Below are 3,326 nucleotides of genomic sequence, written 5' to 3'. Positions count from 1 at the left end.
ATTCTCTACTTTCGAATGGCAAGGTAATCGGGGGTGGGTCACATCAACCCCGGACTCTAAACCCGATCGCTACTCAGGGCGGGGGGACGTCGCAGCGAAAACCATGCACAAAGACCGCAGGCGTGGCGGGGCGACGATTGCGCGCGCCGGGCACAGCGCCATTCGCAGATGTCGGGGTTTTCCTACTGCTTCTGCCTCTAAAAGCAGGCACGATTGGAGGCTTGGGCCTGACTAAGGGCGAGTGTCGGCGTAAACACCGCCGGAGGGCCGCCATGCCTGCGTGAGTGCGGCTCTCATTGCCAACCGCACGTCTTTTGGACTGGCCTCGCGTCCGTGGAGTAGTCGAGTGGATGAGACAATGGGGCTTATGAACATGAATGACCACGATCTAGCAACTAGCAACGCGCCTCAAAAGGGAGAGTTCTATGTGCTCAGCCCCGACATGCGCGGCGGTGGGCCTGGCCACGGAGTGGTGCTCGAAAACGAGATGTCCGTCCCACTACCCGAACACGTAAGTCTTGATCCCAATAAGTCCGGACTGAAAGATCTAAAAGAAAAACCTCGCTTGCGACAGGGCATCCCCAAGCGTATGCCGAATGATCTCGATTCCAGCTTTCGAAGTTATTGGCTGATCTCAGAACCTTTAAAAAATTTATTTGAAGCATTCGACTCAAGTGCATTCGCTTTTGCGGAATGCGACTTCATCCTGCTTGATGGATCAATGGCACCGGCACATTACCTGTGCGAGGTGGTCAGGGAAATCGATGCAATTGACTTAGAGGCATCAACCGTCCGAGTACTTACTGAGGGCTACCCTAAGGGAAAGTACTACAGCATGGTAGGTGGCGCCAAGCTCGCTTTCCATAAGGATCTAGTCGGATCGGCACATGTCTTTCGAACTCCGTATGCAGCAAAAGTATTTTGCGATCGTGCATTCAGGGATGAGTTAATTAAAAACGGCTATGGGAAATCCCGCAAATCGCTTGGCGTCTGGCTGACTGATGCCGCGGACTATTGAGTATGCCAACTCCCTCCCATGTAGTTCTGCAAAGCCATCATGTTATTGAACAGGGTCTTTTCGACAAAGATCCCATTTTAAAAGAGCTTGCAAAGAACGGCCTAATTAACAAGGACGCATCCTCCAACCGGCTCTATTTGCCAGTTGATGGAAAGCTGGCTAATGAAATGGAATTAACGCCACACAGGGGGCGCACGCGGAGTTCTTACACGAGGGCGATTGGCGATATTCTGGAGGATATGGGAAGCTCAGCGGATGGCGCGGCAGCATTAAACGGTGACGCGGCCGCCCTTAAAAGAGTTGCACACCAGGTGGCCGGACTGCAGGATGAGCTTAAGATAGGCCTAATTAACGGCGATTTATTCACCACGACGCCAGATCATTTAACCAAGCAAGAGGCTAACGCGCAGAATTACCGAATACTGGCCGACCGTAAGCAATATATTGCAGGCCACACCGATCAGCTGAAGACGCTGCGCTCCATGGGCACCGTCGAATCCGAATGGGCCGCGATCACGCACTCCGAGCAACGGATCGCAAAGGTGATCGATGCCGCGCGCACGACGGGCCAAAATCTGGTCGCTGTCCCGAATGAACGCGATGCCGTCGTCCGCGAGATCGCCGGCCGCGAGGAATTTCGCATGGCGATCGCGCACGCAGAGGATGCCGGGCGTGTGAGGTTATCCGAGTCCAATGCAGCAGTGGTCCAGCAGGTATTGGATGACACGCCGACAACCATCAGCGGTACTGCACGCAGCATTCGCCAAGGCGCAGCCGCTGCACCGCATCCGCCGTACACACCAGTCTCGCAACGCGGCTTCGCCACCGCCGAACTCCTCGCAGGCGATCTATCATCCGGTCAGGCACTACGCGCTGCCGGCCTGCTCGCCACCGCCGCCGACACGGTGATGACCGGCGAACGCGCCACACGTTTTCTCGGCCAGGACAACCCGCTCGCCGCGCAGTCCGAGCTTGCGCACTTCGCCGGCCGCAACGTCGGTGGCTGGGCCGGCGGCACCGCTGCTGCTTACGCGCTGGGTAGCTCCGGCGCCGGGCCGATGGTGCTGATCGCAGCCGATGCGTATTTCTTGAGTGCCGCTGGCGAAAAGGCCTCCGCGCTGCTCGACAACCGCGCCATTTACACCCAGACCGATCGCCAGGGTATCCAGTGGTTGTTCAACGGCACCGCGTGGGCACGCGAGGGCAAGGCCGACACCACCAACGACGGCATCGACAACCCCACTGCGACGCCCATCGTTGCCAGCTACCAAAAGGCGCGCGAACTCAATTACCAGGCCACCAACGCCGCTGCCGCGCTGGCGCTGAAAGACGCGCCCGCACCGCAAGATCCGTATCGCTTGCCGGCAAACGACACCGACCGTCCCAGCCTGCGCACGGCCGACTGGGAGCGCAATGCCAACGACGGCCAATGGCGTCGCATGGTCAAGATCGAGGTCTCTGGCGCGAATGATCGCGGCAGCTACGTGCAGGAAACCGCCTCGCCGCACCGCAAAGCCGAACTGGACGCGCAAGCGCAGGACGTCATCGCCCGCAACATCGCCAACAGTCCCGGCGCCATCGCCGCGCGTTACGAATTGGCACATCACCGCAGCGGCTGGGCGGCCGATGGGCTGCCGATGGCGCCGGCGGTGCAACAGGCCCTGCCCGACCCGGATGCGTTGACCGCCTCCGACGGCCAGCGCTATTACCGCGACATCGAAGGCAAGTGGACCAGCAACGGTCCCCCACCCGATGGCAATCGCGTGCTGGAACTGGAGAACACGCGCGCACTGCTGCAACTGGCGCTGGCCGAGCAGGCGCAGACGATTGCCGCTATCGGGCAGTCGCCGCCGTCAGCGCAGGATCTGCAGCGCGAGGAAACGCAGTATCGCTATCGCATCGTCGGCACCGAGCTGCAGCCGCAGTGGCGCGAAGCGATCGAACTGGCGACCCAACGCACGCGCGAAACCGAGGGACTTACTGGCGATAGCGCGCTGCAGTTGCAGCGCGGCCCAAGTGGCACCTTTGGCGCCGATAGCCCGATCGCGCATCTGCAGCGCGGTGCCGATGGCGTAGAGCGCATCGCGGCGGTCACCAGCACCGAGGACATCCGCCAGGCGTTGCAGCAGGTCCAGGCGGGGCAATCGCCAATCGCACCGGGGCAGCCGTTTGCCACCAACGCACGCGCCTCCGATGGCACGACAGATGCGGATACGTCGGCATCGTCCCCCTCCAACCAGCACGCACTCGACGGACACGCGCAGGTCCAGGCCGCCAGCGCAGCGCAGGCGCGTCAGGAACAGCAACA

General features: G+C 60.5%; 1 protein-coding gene and 1 pseudogene. Both read left to right on the top strand.

The genetic code is table 11. The annotated features are described in order from the left end of the window. Positions 1–373 precede the first annotated feature (373 nt). Complete coding sequence (locus XdyCFBP7245_RS23190) at positions 374–1,018, top strand: imm11 family protein (RefSeq protein WP_104617691.1); 645 nt, start codon at positions 374–376, stop codon at positions 1,016–1,018. 239 nt (positions 1,019–1,257) lie between these two features. Then, a pseudogene (locus XdyCFBP7245_RS23185) lies at positions 1,258–3,326 on the top strand (hypothetical protein); the annotation flags it as partial.

This window comes from Xanthomonas dyei (assembly GCF_002939865.1).
Classification (GTDB): domain Bacteria; phylum Pseudomonadota; class Gammaproteobacteria; order Xanthomonadales; family Xanthomonadaceae; genus Xanthomonas; species Xanthomonas dyei.
Note: the sequence above shows the minus strand (reverse complement) of the source record. Positions and strands in the feature narration are given on the sequence as shown.

Coding starts and splice junctions, on each gene's coding strand:
- XdyCFBP7245_RS23190 (WP_104617691.1), top strand. CDS start 374: ATGAATGACCACGATCTAGCAACTAGCAACGCGCCTCAAAAGGGAGAG.